The sequence below is a fragment of the Lentzea sp. NPDC042327 genome, assembly GCF_040647275.1.
In the GTDB taxonomy this organism is placed as follows: domain Bacteria; phylum Actinomycetota; class Actinomycetes; order Mycobacteriales; family Pseudonocardiaceae; genus Lentzea.
The window spans coordinates 372,061-387,456 of the sequence record NZ_JBEZBX010000009.1; the positions used below are offsets into that span (position 1 = coordinate 372,061).

Genomic DNA, 15,396 nt, shown 5'->3' on the forward strand with positions numbered 1-15,396 from the left:
CTGCTGGGCGGGCTTGGCGGGAGCCGCCGGAGCCTGCTGCGGGGCCGGTGCGGGCGTGGCGGGCGGCTGCGGAACGGCCTGCGGAGCCGCGGCCCTGGTCGGTGCCGCCGGTGCCTTGGCCGGTGCTGACTGGGTCTGCGCTGCCTTGGTCGGCGCGGCGGGAACCGGAGCAGGGGCCTGCGGGGCCTGGGCCTGCGGGTTCTGCGCCTGCGGGGCCTGCTGCGGAGCGGGCGCGGCCTTCTGCGCCTCGGCGGCGGGCTGGGCAGGCGGCTGCTGGGCGGGCGCCTGCTGAGTGGGCTGCTGCTGAGTGGGCTGCTGCTGGGCGGGCGCCTGCTGAACCGGCTGCTGGACCGGCTGGACGACCTGCTGGGCCGCCTTCGGCTCGGCCGGTTCCGGCGCGGTCGCTTCCGGCTGCTCCTCGATCGGGTCGAGCAGCGGCACGACGTCCTGCAGCGCCGCCCGCACGCCGTGCAGCTGGTGCGACAGCCGGTTGCGCAGGGTGCGGAGCTGGTCGACGCGCTGCGTGGCGGCGGTGGTGCGGCGGTTGGCCTCCTCGGTGGCCTCGCGGACCCGGCGGTTCGCCTCGTCCGTGGCCTCCTGGATGCGCGCGGTCGCCTCGGTCACCGAGTCGTGGCGGCGGCGGTTGGCCTCCTCCGTCGCCTCGCGGACGCGGCGTTCGGCCTCGGTCTTCGAGGTGGCCTGCTCCTGCGCCACGGCGGCGCGGATGCGCGCGGCCTCCTCGGAGGCCTCCCGCAGCCGGCGGTCGGCCTCGGCCTTGGAGTTGGCCTCCTGCGTGGCCAGCGTCGCCATCGCCTCCGACCGGCGGGCCGCCATCGCGATCTCGAAGTCCTCCTCGACGGTCACCCGGCGCTGCTCGGAGTCGTCGGCGATCTTGCGGGCCGCGGCCTCCGCCTCGGAGACGATCTTCTCGGCCTCGCCGCGCGCCGTCTCCAGCACGCCCCTGTGCTCGGTCTCCATGGCCGAGCGGCGCTCGTCGAGCTCCTGGATCAGCTTCTCGTAGCGCTGGCGGAGCACCCCCGCGTCGGCTTCCGCCTTGGCGCGGATGTGCCCGCTCTCCGCCTCGGCGCGGGCCTTGATCTCGTTGGCCTCGTCCTGCGCCAGCCGCAGCATGCGCTGGAGGCGCTCGGAGAGCCCCTCCAGCGTCGTCGGCGGCAGCGACAGGCGCTCCACCTGGTTGCGCAGCTCGGTGATCTCCGAGCGTGCGGCCTCCAGCTGGCGCGCCAGGTCGGACGTCTGGGACACGGCGGCGTCGCGGTCCGCGGCCAGCAGCCGCAGGTCCGAGTCGAGGCGTTCGAGGTGGTCCTCGACCTGGGCGCGGTCGTAACCGCGCTTGACGATGTCGAATCCGGATCCCAGAGGGACGAGGTCACGGTCGTCGGCGAGGGGGCCCATGCCCCTCACGCTACCCGTTCGAGTGTCTTCAGAAGGTCACACACCCCGGAATCGGTTGATGGCCGTGAGGTGCTTCGCACGCAGTTCGTGGTCAAGCACACCCAGACCCTCTTCCGGTGCAAGGCACAGCACGCCGACCTTGCCCTGGTGCGCGTTGCGGTGGACGTCGTGCGCGGCCTGGCCCGTTTCGTCCATTGAGTACACCTTGGACACCGTTGGGTGGATCTTTCCCTTGGCGATCAACCGGTTCGCCTCCCACGCCTCGCGGTAGTTCGCGAAGTGGGACGAGAGGATGTGCTTGAGGTTCATCCAGAGGTAGCGGTTGTCGTACTGGTGCATGTACCCGGAGGTCGACGCGCACGTGACGATCTTGCCGCCCTTGCGCGCGACGAACACCGACGCGCCGAACGTCTCACGGCCGGGGTGCTCGAACACGATGTCCGGGTCCTCGCCGCCGGTCAGCTCGCGGATCTTCGCGCCGAACCGCTTCCACTCCCGCGGGTCCTGCTCGTGCTCGTTCTTCCAGAACTTGTAGCCCTCCGCCGAACGGTCGATGATCAGTTCGGCGCCCATCGAACGGACGATCTCCGCCTTCTCCGGCGAGGAGACGACGCACACGGGCGTCGCGCCGCCGTTCAACGCGAACTGCGTGGCGTAGGAACCCAGGCCGCCGGACGCGCCCCAGATCAGGACCGTGTCGCCCTGCTTCATGTTCGCGCCGTTGGTCGACACCAGCTGCCGGTAGGCGGTGGAGTTCACCAGGCCCGGCGACGCCGCCTCCTCCCACGTGAGGTGCTTCGGCATCGGCATCAGCTGGTTCGACTTCACCAGCGCGAGGTCCGCGAGACCACCGAAGTTCGTCTCGAAGCCCCAGATCCGCTGCTGGGGGTCGAGCATCGTGTCGTTGTGCCCGTCCGGCGCCTCCAGCGGCACGTCCAGGCAGTGCGCGACCACCCGGTCACCCGGCTTCCACGCGGTGACGCCGGGGCCGACCCGCACGACGACGCCGGCCAGGTCCGATCCCACGACGTGGTACGGCAGGTCGTGGCGGCCGCCCAGCTTCCGGAGGAACCCGAACGTGGACACCGGCTCGAAGATCGAGGTCCAGACGGTGTTGTAGTTGATCGCGGAGGCCATGACGGCCACCAGCGCCTCACCCGGCCCGAGCTCCGGCGTGGCGACCTCGTCGACGTGCAGCGACTTGCGCGGGTCCTTGTCCCGCGTCTCGAGGCCCGCGAACATGTCGGCCTCGTCCGCGTGCACGGTCACGCCCCGATAGCTCTCCGGAACGTCCAGCGAACCGATCGCGTCCAGCTCGTCGGCCAGGATCGCGTCAAGGATCTTCTGCACGGCGGCATTCCTTCCCGGTTGAGGGATAGTCGCAGGTTGCCGGAGGTTACTCAGCAGTAACCGATTCAGAGTCACACCTGTGAGGGATGCCACGCGCATTCGCCGGACCGGGTCCTCCGGTCAGTGCTCCGCGGGCTCGACCAGCTCGATGAGCACGCCGCCGGCGTCCTTCGGGTGCACGAAGTTGACCCGGCTGTTCGCCGTGCCGCGCTTGGCGGCGGCGTAGAGCAGCCGCAGGCCCTTCGCACGCAGCGCGTCCGCCGCGACGTCCACATCGGACACCCGGTAGGCGAGCTGCTGCAGGCCGGGGCCGCTGCGGCCGATGAACTTGGCGATCGTCGAGTCCTCGTTCAGCGGCGCGAGCAGCTGGATCGCGGTGCCGTCGTGGTCGCCGGGCGCGTGCAGCATCGCCTCGCGCACGCCCTGCTCCTCGTTGACCTCCTCGTGGGCGACCTCGAGGCCGAAGTTGTCGCGGTAGAACGCGATCGCGACGTCGAGATCGGGCACCGCGATGCCCACGTGGTCGATCGCGGTCACGAATCGAGCGAGTTCTGCGTTCATGAGAGCGAAGGGTATCGACTCGATCGGTGCAGGCGCCCCTGTGCGAGGTCTCACAGCGTTACCGCCGAGTAGCCGCGGGTATGGTGCTCAGTTAACGACCGTTCGCTCTTCCATGGAGGCAGCTGTGTCCGGTTCCGTCATCGTCGCCGGGGCGCGCACCCCGATGGGTCGACTGCTCGGATCGCTCAAGGACTTCTCGGGTGCCCAACTGGGCGGCGTCGCGATCAAGGCGGCACTGGAGCGCGCGGGCGTCGCCCCCGAGCAGGTCCAGTACGTGATCATGGGTCAGGTGCTGACCGCGGGTGCCGGCCAGATCCCCGCCCGCCAGGCCGCCGCCGCCGCGGGCATCCCGATGAGCGTGCCCGCGCTGACCATCAACAAGGTGTGCCTGTCCGGCATCGACGCGATCGCGCTGGCCGACCAGCTGATCCGCGCCGGCGAGTTCGACGTGGTCGTGGCCGGTGGCCAGGAGTCGATGACGCAGGCGCCGCACCTGCTGCCGAAGTCGCGCGGCGGGTTCAAGTACGGCGACGTGCAGATGCAGGACCACATGGCCCACGACGGTCTGTTCTGCGCGTTCGACCAGGTCGCGATGGGCTCGTCGACCGAGAAGTACAACGGCCGCTACGGCGTCACGCGCGAGGAGCAGGACGCGTTCTCCGCGCGCTCGCACCAGCTCGCCGCCAAGGCCGCCGGGAACGGCGTGTTCGAGGCCGAGATCGCCCCGGTGTCGATCCCGCAGCGCAAGGGCGACCCGGTCCTGTTCAGCACGGACGAGGGCGTGCGCGCCGACACGACCGCCGAGTCGCTCGGCAAGCTGCGTCCCGCGTTCGCCGCGGACGGCACGATCACCGCGGGCTCGGCGTCGCAGATCTCCGACGGCGCGGCCGCCGTCGTGGTGATGAGCAAGGCCAAGGCCGAGGAGCTGGGCCTGGAGTGGATCGCGGAGATCGGCGCGCACGGCGTGGTCGCCGGCCCCGACGCCTCGCTGCACGAGCAGCCCTCCAACGCCATCAAGGCCGCGTGCGCCAAGGAGGGCATCTCGCCCGCCGACCTCGACCTGGTCGAGATCAACGAGGCGTTCGCGGCGGTCGGCATCGTGTCGACCCGTCAGCTCGGGATCTCCGAGGACAAGGTCAACGTCAACGGCGGGGCCATCGCACTGGGCCACCCGATCGGCATGTCCGGCGCGCGCATCGCCCTGCACCTCGCTCTCGAGCTGCAGCGGCGCGGCGGCGGCGTGGGTGCCGCGGCGCTGTGCGGTGGCGGCGGGCAGGGCGACGCCCTGATCCTCCGCGTGCCGACGAAGGCCTAGGGACCGCGTTTGTGGCCAAGGCCGTTGACGTAGCAGAACTGGTCGGCCGCGCGCGTGACGGCGAGCCGCGCGCGGTCGCCAGGCTGATCTCCCTGGTGGAACAGGGCAGCGACGAGCTGCCCCTGGTGGCCGCGGCGCTCACCCCGTTCACCGGGCACGCCCAGGTCGTCGGCATCACCGGCGCCCCCGGCGTCGGCAAGTCGACCTCCACCAACGCCCTCGTGCGCGCCTTCCGCGCCGCGGGCAAGCGGGTGGCCGTGATCGCGGTCGACCCGTCCAGCCCGTTCTCCGGGGGCGCCCTCCTGGGTGACCGGGTCCGGATGGGCGACCACGCGACCGACTCGGGCGTTTTCATCCGTTCGATGGCCACGCGCGGCCACCTCGGCGGCCTGTCCTGGGCCACCCCGCAGGCGCTGCGCGTGCTCGACGCGGCCGGGTTCGACGTCGTGCTCGTGGAGACCGTGGGCGTCGGCCAGTCCGAGATCGAGGTCGTGGCCCTCGCCGATACCACCCTCGTGCTCCTCGCGCCGGGCATGGGCGACGGCATCCAGGCAGCCAAGGCGGGCATCCTGGAGATCGCCGACGTGTTCGTCGTGAACAAGGCCGACCGCGACGGCGCCGACCAGACCGCCCGCGACCTCAAGCACATGATCTCCCTGGGCCGCCGCGACCGCACCGGCCCGGTGTGGCGCCCGCCCGTGGTGAAGACGGTGGCCGCCCGCTCGGAGGGCCTCGACTCCGTCGTGGCGGCCATCGACGCCCACCAGCGGTGGATGGCCGAGCACGGCGAGCTCGCCGAACGCCGCCTGCGCCGCGCGGCCGCCGAGGTCGAGGCCATCGCCGTCGACCGCGTCCGCACCCGCCTCGGTCCCGCCGACGGGCTCGCGCGGCGCGTGGTGGCGGGCGAGCTGGACCCGTTCACGGCCGCGGAGCAGTTGATCAGCGGTAACCTGCGGGCATGACCGCTTGGGGAGCGCCCGCACCTGTCGTCCTCGACCTGGGCAAGAGCGACACCCGCAAGGTCCTGCTCGGCGGCTCGCTGGCCGGTGGTCTCGGCATCCTCGCGCTGATCGGCGCCGTGACCGCGTTCCTCGACGGCGAACCGGTCGGCGGCTCCATCGCCGGTGTCATCGGCCTCGCGTTCACCTTCATCGGCGTGATGGCCCTGGTGAAGTTCAAGACCATCTCCCGGCCCCGCAAGCTGGTCATCGAGCAGCAGGGCATCCGCCTCGACGACCCGCAGGGCGCACCGTGGGCCGTCGCCTGGCAGGACCTCGGCGCCGTCTCGATCTCCCGCACCCGTGAACGGGCCGTCGAGCTCGCCGACGCCTTGGTCCGACGCACGCTGGTCCGCGTCGACCTCCACCCCCTCGACCCGCCGCGCTTCCGCGCCGCCCACCCGACCATGGAGCCCCTGTGGGAGTTCCACCGCGTGCAGAACGGGTACCGGCTGGCCCTCGGCGACTCGGCGTCGATGATCGCGCCGATCGACGCCGGGCTGCGGACGTTCGCCCCGCAGATCTACCGCGGCGTGATCGACGAGGGGTTCACCGTCGGGCTGCACTGAACCCGCCGGGCAACTCGACCGACCCTCTACTCTGAGTAACCTCAGTTTTCACCATTTCCGGTGATGGTCTCCCCTCTGACTACGCAGGGGAGTTACCCTCAGTCGTTCGTGCGGTGTCACTTCTCTCCCTGGCAAAGAGGTGAAGCCCGTGGGCGGCGGCAACTTGAGCACCGATCAGCGCCTTCTCGACGTGGTGTTGTCGCTCGCTGACAGCCGCTCGTTGCCCGACCTCCTTCACCTGGTCGTGGAGTCCGCCTGCGACCTGGTCGACGCCCCTTACGGCGCACTGGCGGTCGTGAACGGCCACCGGGAGCTCGTCGAGTGGTCAGGGCAGCACCCCGGCCACATCACCGCGGGGGACCCGCGCTCGATCGACGACACGCACTTCATCGGGGCGGCGATCCAGGTCGGCGGGGAGGACTTCGGCAACCTCCACCTCGCGGGCAAACCGGTGTTCGGCGACGACGACCGGGAGCGGGTGGCCACTTTGGCGGCAGCCGCCGGGGTGGCGATCGAGAAGCAGCGCGACCACGACCGGCTGCGCAAGCGGGAGACGTGGCTGACGGCGGCGGCCGAGGTCACCACCGCCCTGCTCACCGGCACGACCGGGCGCGACGCGCTCTACCTCGTCGCGCAACGGGCGCGGGTCGCGGCGAACGCGAACTTCAGCGCGCTGGTGCTGCCGGACCACGCCGGTGAGCTGGTCATCGAGGTCACCGACGGCGGGACCTACGACGCGGAGGGCATGCGGGTGCCGCGCGACGGCACGGTCAGCTACCGGGTCTACGAGACCGGGCGGGCGGAGTGCCACGAGGCCGGGCAGGTCGACCTGGTGCCGGGGCCGCTGGTGGTCGTGCCGATGTCGGCGGGGGAGCGGACGCTCGGCGTGCTCATCGTGGCCCGCACCCGCAGCCAGCCGCCGTTCGAGGACCTGGAGCTGGTGCAGGCGTTCGCCGCGCAGGCGGCGCTGGTGCTGGAGTTCACCGAGGCGCAGGGGGACACCGAGCGGATCGCGGTGCTGGAGGACCGCGACCGGATCGCCAGGGACCTGCACGACCTGGTCATCCAGCGGCTGTTCGGGCTGGGGCTCGGGTTGCAGGGGCTGACCGGGATGGCCGCGAAGCCGCAGCTCACCGAGCGGATCACCGGCTTGGTGGAGGAGGTCGACCACACGATCCGCGAGATCCGCAGGACCATCTTCTCGTTGCAGGAGCCGCTGACCAGCTCCACGAGCCTGCGCGGGCAGCTGCTGCGGGCGGTGCACGACTCGGCGCAGCTGCTGGGGTTCGAGCCGGACGTGTCGCTGGAGGGGCCCCTCGACTCGGTGGTGCCCGACGAGCTGCGACCGGACCTCGTGGCCACGTTGAGGGAAGCGCTCACCAACGTCGCACGGCACGCACGGGCGACCCGCGTGAAGGTCGCGATCGGCGTCGACCGGGAGCTGACCGGACTGGAGCTGACCGTCCAGGACGACGGTCGCGGCTTGCCGTCGGCTGACGATCCGGGCGGGGAGGCCCAGCACGCCGGAGGACTGGCGAACATGGCGGCACGGGCGCGGCGGCACCACGGGAACTGCGCGGTGGACTCCGTTCCCGGTGCCGGTGTGCGGATCACCTGGTCCGTCCCGTTGGTGCTGCAGGAGGCGAGATGGCGATAGCGGTGCTGCTGGTGGACGACCACGAGATCGTGCGGCGGGGGCTCGTGCAGCTCCTGGCGCAGGCCGACGACATAGCCGTGGTCGGCCAGGCCGACAGCGCCACCTCCGCGATCACGCAGGCGCCGCGGTTGCGCCCCGACGTCGCCATCATCGACGTGCGGCTGCCCGACGGTGACGGCGTGACGGTGTGCCGGGAGATCAGGAGCCTGGTGCAGCCACCGCCGGCCTGTCTGATGCTCACGTCCTACTCGGACGACGAGGCGCTGTTCGGCGCGATCATGGCCGGTGCGTCCGGGTACATGCTGAAGGAGGTGTCCGGCAACGACCTCGTGGCCGCGGTGCGCACCCTCGCCTCCGGTGGCAGCCTGCTGCACGCCGGCGTCACGGCCACTGTGCTGCAACGGCTGCGCGGCGGCCCGGAGGAGGACCCGCGCTACGCCGCGCTGAGCCCGCAGGAGAAGCGGATCCTCGACCTGATCGCCGAGGGCATGACGAACCGGCAGATCGCGAACCGCCTGTTCCTGGCCGAGAAGACCGTGAAGAACTACGTGTCGAGCCTGCTGCACAAGCTCGGCTTCGACCGCAGGACCGAGGCGGGCGTCTACGCGGCACGGCGCAGACGCCTCCACCCCGGCACGTTCTGACCGGGTTACCAGGGTCGCCGCCCGCGAATGTTTCGACGGGCGGCGAACAGGTTGGTCGTAATTAGCGGTGGTTTGATCAAGGGTTGGTGGTACTTGCAGATGCCATCAGGAAACGCGGGTCACCAGCCGAGGTCGGTGGCCAGCTGACGTGCCTTCGTGAGCGGGTTCTGCACGGTCTCGCCGGGAGCGGGCAGCGGAACGCCGGGGCACGTCAGGTCCTTCGCGGGCGTGACACCGTCGACGAGGTAGCGCTCGACGACGTCGTTGACGCACGCGTTGCCGAAGCCGTAGATGCCGTGGTCACCCTCGTCCTCCACGGTGAGCATCACCGAGTTCCGGAAGCCCCGGTGCGCGCGCTGGGCGCCTTCGAGCGGTGTCGCGGGGTCGCGGACCGACTGCACCATCAACGTCGGCACGACGCCCTTGCCCGTGGGCTGCTTCAGGGTGACGTTCGGGCGGTCCCAGAACGCGCACGGCCCGGCGAGCTGGTAGTAGCCGAAGAACGGCCACCGGGCGCCGTCGCGCACGGCGTCGCGCTCCAGGTGCGTGCGCCCGCCGCGGAACGGCGTGTCGTTGCACAGGACCGAGAACAGCGTGCCGATCGAGGCGTCCGGGTAGGTGGCCTGCGCGCTCATCCGCCGCGGTGCCGCACCGGCCAGCTCGGCGATCTTGGTCGCGGTGCCGTCGAACGCGCCCTTCTGGTAGAGCCCGGCGCGCGTCACGAAGTCGAGCAGCACACCGTTGTAGACGCCCTCCGGCAACGTCACCGGCTGCTCGTTGAGCTTCCTGCGGGTGCGTTCGTAGGTCTGCCACACCTCGTCGGCGGTCTTCCCGAGGTGGTAGACGCTGTCGTACTTCGCCACCCACGGCAGGAAGTCGACGCGCAGCCGCCGTTCGAAGCCCATGCCCCAGTCGCCGAACACCGCCTGCCACGGCGCGGTGAACTCGGCGTTGGAGTCGAGCACGACCTTGTCGAGCGTCTTCGGGAAGTACGTGGCGTAGTAGGCGCCCAGCCAGCTGCCGCCGGAGTAGCCGAGCCAGCTGACCTTCTTCCTGCCCAGGAGCTGGCGCAGGAGGTCGAGGTCCTTCACGGTCTGGTCGGTGGTGATGTAGCGCCCGAGCTCACCGGACTTGGTCTGGCAGAACTTCGCCTGCAACGCCATGCCGTCGTAGAGCAGGTCGAGGTTCGCCCTGCTGCGGTCGCGCGGGTCGGTCGAGGGGAGCGTGAAGTAGTCGCCGCACGTGACGTTGCTGCTCGCCCCCGTGCCGCGCACGTCGATGCCGATGATCTCGGCGTTGTCCGCCAGCTTCTGCCGTTCGGCGAACAGCAGCGGCATCGTGCGCCCCTCGCCGCCCGGCCCGCCGGGGTTGGTGAAGACGGTCGACTTCGCCTTGCCGTCCTTCGGCGTGAGCCGGCTGACGGCGATCGTGACGGTCTTGCCGTTGTTCGGGTGGTTCCAGTCCATCGGCGCGGTGAACGTGCCGCATTCCAGCCGTTCGGCACCGGGCGGCGCTCCCGGCGGGACCTCGCTGAAGCAGGCGCGCCAGGCGATGGTCTGCGCGGGCGCGGCCGAAGCCTGCGGTGCGACGAGAAGTGATGTTGCCGTGGCGACGGCCAGCGCGGCCGCTAACTGCTTTCGGCGCATCGGTGGTTCCCCCTTCGGTTGTGCCCCAAGCCCACCGCCTTCCGGCGCGCGGGACAACGGCTGAAGGGTGATCCCCCGGTACACCTCTGGTCTTAGCCCAACCCGGCCATGCGGCCATGACGGTTGTCATTTTTCCCTGGCAGGTCTCGGGGTCGTGACATGGCGCAGGGCCGCTCCCACTGCGGTGGAACGGCCCTGCGCCAGGCTTGCGGGAAGCTCAGCACTTCTCCCTGTAGAAGTACTTCGAGTTCGCCGAGGCGTCGTCCTTCGTGATCGCCACCAGGTCGGTCTCGATGTCGCGCTCGTTCTGCTTGCCCTCGATCGCCGCCAGCGCCTGCTCGACGCCCTGCTTGCCGATCGTGGCCGGGTCCTGTGCGATCAGCGCCTGCACGGTGCCCGCCTGGAGGTCCTGCACCTGCTTCGGTGAGGCGTCGAACCCGACCAGGTTGACCGCGCCCGTCTTGCCCGCGTTGCGCAGGCCCGTCGCCGCGCCCTCGCCGGTGTTGAGGTTCGTGGCGAACACGCCGATCAGGTCCGGGTTCGCGGCCAGGGTCGCGGTGACCTTCGAGGCGGCGGTGGCCGGCTCGTTGTCGGTGTACTGCTGGCCGATGTAGCGGAGGTTCGGGTAGGCCTTGACCGCCTCCTCGAAGCCCTTGGCGCGGGCGTCCGTGGTCGAGGTGCCGGCCTTGGTGTTGAGCACCAGGACCGAGCCGGACTTCCCGGCGGCCAGCTTGTTCAGGGTCTCCGCGGCGAGCTTGCCGCCCTGCTCGTTGTTCGAGGAGATGGAGGACGCGGCGATCGAGGTGTCCTGGAGCTTGGTGTCGACCTCGACGACCTTGATGCCCGCGTCCTTGAGCTGCTTCATCGGGCCCGCCATGGCCCTGTCGTCGGTCGGCGCGATCAGGACGGCGGCGGGCTTGGAGGCGAGGACACCGGTGACGATCGGGGTCTGCTGGGCCGCGTCGAACTTGGCGGGCGCCTGCGTGTCGAACTCGTAGCCCGCGGCCTTGGCGGCCTCCTCGAACCCGCACCGCATCGAGATGTAGAACGGCTCTGCGGTGATGCCGGGGATCAGCACGAGCTTCTTGTTCGCGGCGGTGCCGCCCGTGTTCGAGTCGCCGATCTGGCCACCTCCACCGCACGCGGCGAGCAGGAACGCGGCCGAGACGGCCACTGCGGAGCGGATCTTCATTGGTCCAGCACCCCTTCTCAACGTTGGTTGCGCGCCCGCCGCCGCGTCTGGTCCAGCCACACGGCGGCCACCAGCACGACCGCGACCGCGATCGGCTGCCAGAACTCCCTGACCCCGATGATCACGAGGCCCTTCTCCAGCACCGCCGGGATGAACACGCCGAAGACCGTGCCCACCACCGAACCCGTCCCGCCGAAGATGCTCGTGCCGCCCAGCACGACGGCGGCGATCGCGTTGAGGTTGTCCGTCTCGTGGCCGGTGACGACCGCGACGCGGAAGAACGCGTTGCCCAGGAACCCCGCGAGGCCCGCGAGCGTGCCGGCCAGCAGGTAGACCTTCGTCAGGTGGCCGCGCACCGAGATGCCGACGCGCCGCGCCGCCTCCTCGTTCGACCCGACGGCGTAGGTGTAGCGGCCGAACCGGGTGGTGGACAACAGGAGCGCGCCCAGCGCGGTGACGACGGCGGCCACGATCACGATGTTCGGGATGCCCAGGTACGTGCCGGAACCGAACGTGCGGCTCAGCCTGTCCGGGACACCGGCGACGTTGGAACCGTTGTTCAGCAACAGGGCCGCGCCCTGCGCCGCGCCGAACGAGCCCAGGGTGACGATCAGCGGCGGGATCTTCGCCCGCGAGATCAGCAGGCCGTTCAGCAGGCCCCAGACCGCGCCGCTGACGAGTGCGACCAGCAACCCGAGCCCGATCACGCCCCAGCCCGCGTTCGTCGCGTCACCGCCGGACAGGGCGTTCATCGCCAGCGCGGACGTGACCGAGGCGAACACCAGCACCGATCCTACGGACAGGTCGATGCCGGAGGTGATGATCACGAACGTCATGCCGACCGACAGCACCAGCAGCACGGCGGTCTCCGCGAGCAGGAACTGCAGCGTGGTCACCTGGAACACCGCGTCCGGCCGGATCGCGCCGAACACCGCGACCAGCACCAGCAGCACCAGGCCGATCCACAGCGTGTTCGCGCCGGCGAGCCGCTTCAGCAACGGCGTGCGCCGGTCGTCCGATGAGGCTGACAACGTTGTCTTCTCCTCGGTCATCAGGCCGCGTCCTCCTGGGTCAGCGCACCCGTCATCGCGCCGACGAGCTCTTCGACACTGGTCTCGGACGCCGTGAAGCGCGCCACCCGGCGACCGAGGCGCAGCACCTCGACCCGGTCGGACACCGACAGCACCTCGGGCATGTTGTGGCTGATCAGCACCACCGCGACGCCCTCGTCGCGGACCCGCTTGATCACGTCGAGCACGCGTTCGCGCTGCACCACGCCGAGTGCCGCGGTCGGCTCGTCCATGAACACGAGCTTCGACGCCCACGCCACCGAGCGCGCGACCGCCACGGACTGCCGCTGACCACCGGACAGCGCCGCGATCGGCACGTCGATGCTCTGCAGCGCCGCGCCGAAGCGGGTGAAGTGCTCGGTGGCCTGCCTGCGCATCGCCTTCTTGTCGAGCACGCCGAGGAACCCGAGCAGACCCGGCTTGAGGATCTCCCTGCCCAGGAACATGTTCGCGGCCGGGTCGAGGTCCGGCGCGACCGCGAGGTCCTGGAACACCGTCTCGATGCCGCGGTCGCGGGCGTCGTTGGGGGAGCCCAGCACGAGCGGCTCCCCCTCGAACAGCAGCGTTCCGCCGGTCGGCTGCTCCACCCCGGACAGGCACTTCACCAGGGTGGACTTGCCGGCGCCGTTGTCGCCGATCAGCGACACGACCTCGCCCGCGCAGGCGGTGAACGACGCACCGCGGAGTGCTTCCACGGTGCCGTAGCTCTTCGTGAGATCACGCGCCTCCAGCAGCGGCCGGCTCATCGCGATGCGCCCTCCAGGGTGGACAGAACGGGTGGACGGCAGCGGACCGCCACCAGGTCACCGGTCAGCCCCAGCTCACCGGCCGCGTGCGGCACGACGACGGTGCTGCCCTTGTGCACGTCCAGCGCGCCGAGCCGGCCGGAGCCCTCCAGCACGACGAGCACGGCGAACGACGGCTCCAGGGTGGAGGAGCCCTCCACGTGCAGGCGGTCGGCCTGGAAGAACGGGTCGGCGGCGCGGCCCAGCAGGTCCACCGACGGCGCCCACTTCTCCGACGTCTGGTGCACGAGCTCCGCCAGCGAGGAGCCCCAGCCCTGCCGGTCGACGCAGTCCAGCGCCAGGTCGTAGCCGAGCCCGAGGTGGCCGGCGTCGGCGTCGGCGAGGAACCCCTGCCACTCCAGCGTCACCGAGAAGTCGGTCGGCTGCTGCAGCTCGACGATGAACACGCCCTCGCCGATCGCGTGCGGCACACCGGCGGGCACGAACACCGTGTCACCGGGCCGCACGCACACCGGGTTGAGCGCGTCGAGCATCGCCGTCGTGTTCTGCGTGGCGACCCAGCCGGCGACGACGTCGGCGGGCACCTCGTCCTTGAATCCGATGTAGACGGTCGGGTTCGCGCCGGTCGTGCCGATCACGATCCACGCCTCCGTCTTGCCGTGCCGGCAGTTCAGGTGCGTGGCGGCGAAGGCGTTGGAGGGGTGGCAGTGCACCGGCAACCGCTGCCCGGCGTCGAGCAGCTTCACGAGCAGCGCCGTGTCCGCGCCGAACTCGGCCACGTGGTCGGCGCCGAGCCACCCCGTGGGGTCCGCGGCGACGGCGTCCCGCAGCAGGACGCCGTCCGGCAACGTCGTCAGCCCCGCGTCGCTGCGGCCGAAGAGCGTCGTCGTCGACGCCACCCAGTCCTCCGGCCCGAAGTCGGCGGCGGCGCCACCCCGCAACGCGGCGATCGCCTCACCGCCGCGGTAGAACTGCTTCGGCTGGTTCGCCGGCAGGTTGACCGGCTGGTGGAGCAAGCCAGAACTCACGCGTGGACCTCCCCGGATCCTCGTGGCACCAAGCGCACCGGCAGCACGACGCGGCGCGGTGGTGAGTTGTCGCCGTCCAGTCGGGCGAACAACAAATCGGTGGCCGCCTTGCCGAGCGCGCTCGCGTCGTGCGCGATCACGGTCACCGGCGGCGACAGCAGGTCGGCGAGCTCGAAGTCGTCGAAGCCCACCAGGGCGGGCTTGTCCGCGACCCCGGCGAGCGCGCGCAGGACGGAGACGGTGATGCGGTTGTTGCCCGCCACGACCGCCGTCGCCGGCTCCCGCATGGTCCGCAACCGCTGCAACGCCGTCACGACGCTGGCCTCGTCGTGCGGTCCCATCGCCACGAGCTCCTCGTGGTACCCGATCCCGGCCCGCACGCAGCCCTCGCGGTACCCGCGCAGCCGCTCGTTGGCGGTGAAGATGTCCGGCGCGTCCCCGAGGAACGCGATCCGCCGGTGCCCGTGCGAGGCCAGGTGCATCACCGCCTCGACGGTCCCGCCGATGTTGTCGACCAGCACGGTGTCCGCCACGACGTCCCCGGCCGGCCGGTCCAGGAACACCACCGGCGTCCCCGCGCGCATCTCCGGCACCAGGTAGCTGTGCTGCAGGCCCGCGGGCACGATGAGCAGCCCGTCGACCCTGCGGCTGCAGAACTCCAGCGCGAGCTCGCGCTCCCGGCCGGGGTCCTCGTCGGACGATCCGGAGATCACCTGTCTGCCCCGCAGCCGCGCGATCTCCTCGACAGCGCGGGTCACCCCGGAGTAGAACGGGTTGCCGACGTCCTCCAGCACCAGCCCGATCGTGCCGGTGGACGACCCCCTGCGCAGGTTGCGCGCGCTGAGGTTCCGCCGGAACCCGAGCTGGTCGATGGCCGCCAGCACGCGCTCCGCGGTGGACGGGTGCACACCCGGCTCGTCGTTGACCACGCGCGAGACGGTCTTGATGCTCACGCCCGCCAGCCGTGCGACGTCGTTCATCGTCGCGCGGCGGACCTTGCGCTGGCCGGCAGCCTGGCCGCTGGGGGACAACGTTGTCATAGTGGCCGTATCTCACCCCGGCTCCACGCCCTTGTCAACCGTTCGGCACCGGTCAAGCGGGGCCGGGTGGCGGGCGGTCGCCAGCGGTGTCCACTGTGGAGGATCAACCGCGTCCTGCCGGTGCTCGCGGAACCACTCCTCCGCACCACTGCCCGCGCCCGGAATCC

General features: G+C 71.0%; 13 protein-coding genes and 1 pseudogene. 5 read left to right on the plus strand and 9 right to left on the minus strand.

All coding sequences use genetic code 11. From position 1 onward, the window contains the following. Positions 1–471 precede the first annotated feature (471 nt). The 3 genes and pseudogenes from AB0A63_RS24870 to mce form a co-directional block, all read right to left on the minus strand. Positions 472–1,413, minus strand: a pseudogene (locus AB0A63_RS24870) (chromosome segregation protein); the annotation flags it as partial. 36 nt (positions 1,414–1,449) lie between these two features. Beyond that, entirely contained in the window at positions 1,450–2,763 is a 1,314-nt protein-coding gene (ccrA, locus tag AB0A63_RS24875; RefSeq protein WP_360395601.1) for a crotonyl-CoA carboxylase/reductase, read from the minus strand. A gap of 120 nt (positions 2,764–2,883) precedes the next feature. Continuing rightward, on the minus strand, positions 2,884–3,324 hold the full coding sequence (gene mce / locus AB0A63_RS24880) for a methylmalonyl-CoA epimerase (RefSeq protein ID WP_360395603.1): 441 nt from the start codon (positions 3,322–3,324) through the stop codon (positions 2,884–2,886). Between the two features lie 124 nt (positions 3,325–3,448). Between mce and AB0A63_RS24885 the strand changes: the two genes are divergently transcribed. The 5 genes from AB0A63_RS24885 to AB0A63_RS24905 all read left to right on the plus strand — a co-directional run bounded on the left by AB0A63_RS24885 (position 3,449) and on the right by AB0A63_RS24905 (position 8,507). Continuing rightward, positions 3,449–4,639, plus strand: coding sequence for an acetyl-CoA C-acetyltransferase (locus tag AB0A63_RS24885; RefSeq protein WP_360395605.1), 1,191 nt, complete (start codon positions 3,449–3,451; stop codon positions 4,637–4,639). A gap of 11 nt (positions 4,640–4,650) precedes the next feature. Next, positions 4,651–5,601: a methylmalonyl Co-A mutase-associated GTPase MeaB gene (meaB, locus tag AB0A63_RS24890; protein ID WP_360395606.1), complete on the plus strand. Its 951-nt coding sequence runs from the start codon at positions 4,651–4,653 to the stop codon at positions 5,599–5,601. Further along, positions 5,598–6,206, plus strand: a complete 609-nt coding sequence (locus AB0A63_RS24895) for a hypothetical protein (protein ID WP_360395608.1) — start codon at positions 5,598–5,600, stop codon at positions 6,204–6,206. Before meaB ends, AB0A63_RS24895 begins: the two co-directional genes overlap by 4 nt. 148 nt (positions 6,207–6,354) lie before the next feature. Further along, on the plus strand, positions 6,355–7,863 hold the full coding sequence (locus AB0A63_RS24900; protein WP_360395610.1) for a GAF domain-containing protein: 1,509 nt from the start codon (positions 6,355–6,357) through the stop codon (positions 7,861–7,863). Continuing rightward, positions 7,854–8,507, plus strand: a complete 654-nt coding sequence (locus AB0A63_RS24905) for a response regulator transcription factor (protein WP_360395612.1) — start codon at positions 7,854–7,856, stop codon at positions 8,505–8,507. Before AB0A63_RS24900 ends, AB0A63_RS24905 begins: the two co-directional genes overlap by 10 nt. A 119-nt stretch (positions 8,508–8,626) precedes the next feature. Here AB0A63_RS24905 and AB0A63_RS24910 read toward each other — a convergent pair whose 3' ends face one another. From AB0A63_RS24910 to AB0A63_RS24935, 6 genes are all read right to left on the minus strand, one after another. Then, complete coding sequence (locus tag AB0A63_RS24910; protein WP_360395614.1) at positions 8,627–10,153, minus strand: alpha/beta hydrolase; 1,527 nt, start codon at positions 10,151–10,153, stop codon at positions 8,627–8,629. A gap of 217 nt (positions 10,154–10,370) precedes the next feature. Further along, the gene (locus AB0A63_RS24915; RefSeq protein WP_360395615.1) at positions 10,371–11,345 is read right to left on the minus strand and encodes an ABC transporter substrate-binding protein; all 975 of its coding nucleotides are present in this window, start codon (positions 11,343–11,345) and stop codon (positions 10,371–10,373) included. 17 nt (positions 11,346–11,362) lie between these two features. Continuing rightward, positions 11,363–12,397 (minus strand): ABC transporter permease, encoded by a 1,035-nt coding sequence (locus tag AB0A63_RS24920; protein WP_360395617.1) that lies wholly within the window; start codon positions 12,395–12,397, stop codon positions 11,363–11,365. Next, on the minus strand, positions 12,397–13,161 hold the full coding sequence (locus tag AB0A63_RS24925; protein ID WP_360395619.1) for an ATP-binding cassette domain-containing protein: 765 nt from the start codon (positions 13,159–13,161) through the stop codon (positions 12,397–12,399). The genes AB0A63_RS24920 and AB0A63_RS24925 overlap by 1 nt, the downstream gene beginning before the upstream one ends. Next, positions 13,158–14,189, minus strand: a complete 1,032-nt coding sequence (locus tag AB0A63_RS24930; protein ID WP_360395621.1) for a mannose-6-phosphate isomerase — start codon at positions 14,187–14,189, stop codon at positions 13,158–13,160. Before AB0A63_RS24930 ends, AB0A63_RS24925 begins: the two co-directional genes overlap by 4 nt. Continuing rightward, positions 14,186–15,169, minus strand: coding sequence for a LacI family DNA-binding transcriptional regulator (locus AB0A63_RS24935; protein WP_360395677.1), 984 nt, complete (start codon positions 15,167–15,169; stop codon positions 14,186–14,188). The genes AB0A63_RS24930 and AB0A63_RS24935 overlap by 4 nt, the downstream gene beginning before the upstream one ends. Between the last annotated feature and the right edge of the window lie 227 nt (positions 15,170–15,396).